This window comes from Flectobacillus sp. (assembly GCF_049240685.1).
Taxonomy (GTDB): domain Bacteria; phylum Bacteroidota; class Bacteroidia; order Cytophagales; family Spirosomataceae; genus Flectobacillus.
Genome location: NZ_JBMLSD010000453.1, coordinates 1 through 2,139 on the forward strand (window position 1 = coordinate 1; position 2,139 = coordinate 2,139).

The window sequence follows — 2,139 nt, forward strand, 5'->3', positions numbered from 1 at the left end:
AAGCCAATCTTATTAGGTCTTACCAGTAAAAGAGCACTTGCATCTGATTGGTGATTGAGAGCGATACTCATGGTTGGTTCAATAAAAATATAAGCATTGTCTCCTATTTGACGGCTTATACCATAGCCAATATTCAAAAAGCTATTGATTTTACCAGCCGCAGTTCCATTCAAGCTAGTATTTCCTTCCATACCCACCAATACATGATGACTTAGGGCATCGCCTTTCAAAAAAGTATATTCCAAGTCTACTCGTGTACCAAGATAATGAGACGACATTGCATAGGTTTTGTTTTGCTCCTCAAATGCCACATCTGCTGTTTGGTTATCCACATTGCGTACCACCAGCGAATCTGTACGAACTTTAAAACTAATGCTCTGACTAGATTTGGTGTAAGAAATACCCGTTTTCAACTGTAATTTATCAGACAAAGTAAACTTCAAACCTGCCTGAAGATAGACACCCAAGCGACTATTATCGTCATCTACTTGGATATTATGCACATATTTTGAATCCGAGCCATTTGGGGTAATTGTATAGTAATTGACCAATGGCATTGCACTAAAATACAAGGAAACAGGCTTACTTGGCTGAAAATATCGGTTGGGTTTACGCTGTTGCGTTTTAATTCGTGCTTTATTGAATTTTACTGACAAATCAGCAGGTTCTTTCGAGGCTAGAATCTCCAAATTAGGTTCCAATGCCTCTTCTGATGTTGACAAATAATCGCCTGTATTTTGAGTAGCACGAACAATTCTATCATATTCATCGGTAGATAGACCAGAAGGGACTACTTTTTTATTCAAGTTCTTTTTCGCTTTTCTCAAAGATTTAGAAGATATCTCACCTGTAGATTTCGTGAGGTTTTTCTTGCCAATATTTGAGCTCAATGCAGGCTCATCAGTTTTACTAGTTGAGCTTGCTTTAGAGGATTCTATCGAAGCGTTAGCTTTTTCACTTTTCACTAAACCGTCCTCTTTTTGCTCTTTTGAGGCTTCTGCATTAATATTATGGGGATTTATCCCAGTGCCTTGAGTGGTATTGGATATACTTTTGTCAAAAGTTTGTTTTGACTCAGCATTTGTATTTTTCCCATCTTGAATTCCCTCATTTTGGCGCAATGTACCTGCTGTTGTATGACTTAACTCCACATTTGGAGAGTCTACAAATCTTGGCAATAGACCATACGAAAGCAGTAGCAACGCCACTGCCGCTGCCAAATGCCAAAGCATCAGTCGAGAGAAAGAAGGTAAAGGTAGCTGGGGTTCTAATTTGGCCCACAGCGCATCGTCCACGTCAGATTCGAAGTCATTGAACCTATCGTGGAAAAAATCTTCAAAGGGATCTATATCGTTATTGGATGCGTTCATAGCTGACAATTCCCAGTTTTTTTAGTTGTTTACGGAGCAACTCTTTTGCACGAGACAGTTGCGACTTGGAGGTATTTTCACTTATTCCAAGCATCTGCCCTATCTCATTATGATTATAGCCATCAATGACATACAGGTTAAAAACCATGCGATAGCCATCGGGTAGTTGGTGAATAAGTGCTAGTAAATCTTCATTGGAGAGTGTCGCTAAAATATTCGGGTAATCATCATTGCTGAGTACAACTGTTTCATAATCTGTATTTTGTTGAAATTTTAAATTTGCGTGATAATAGTTGATGGCAGTATGGATAACCGTTTTGCGTACCCACGCGCCAACAGCCTCTGGCTTTTCTAATGACTTGATATTATTAAAAACTTTGACAAATGCTTCCTGATAAATGTCTTCGGCCTCCTCTTTAGAACGGGCATAACGACGACAAACACCCATTAGCTTGCCCTTGTACATATTGTAAAAGGCAGTCTGGGCTTTGCGATCATTCCGCTGGCAGGCTCTGACTAAATCCTGTTCATTTATCATTCAGTTGGCAATTAGTTAGATTAAGTGAATAATCACTTAAGTGGTAATGTAGAATTATGCGTGTAAAATTTAGAGTTGATGCAAAAGAATGAATTCCTTAAACCCGATTTTACATTACTTTTTTGTTTACAATCTACACGCTAAAACAAACAATTTTTATATGAATCTTAACAACTTAAGTATTAACGCAAAATAATATTTAATTTTTGAGCCTTCGGCTTTCAGCTTTGG

General features: G+C 38.1%; 2 protein-coding genes. Both read right to left on the reverse strand.

The genetic code is table 11. The features are described 5' to 3' along the window. Positions 1–1,370: hypothetical protein (locus tag ACOVQ4_RS20715; RefSeq protein ID WP_421822511.1), on the reverse strand; the 1,370-nt coding region annotated here is incomplete at its 3' end. Then, positions 1,354–1,908, reverse strand: coding sequence for an RNA polymerase sigma factor (locus ACOVQ4_RS20720; protein ID WP_421822512.1), 555 nt, complete (start codon positions 1,906–1,908; stop codon positions 1,354–1,356). The genes ACOVQ4_RS20715 and ACOVQ4_RS20720, both read right to left, overlap by 17 nt. Between the last annotated feature and the right edge of the window lie 231 nt (positions 1,909–2,139).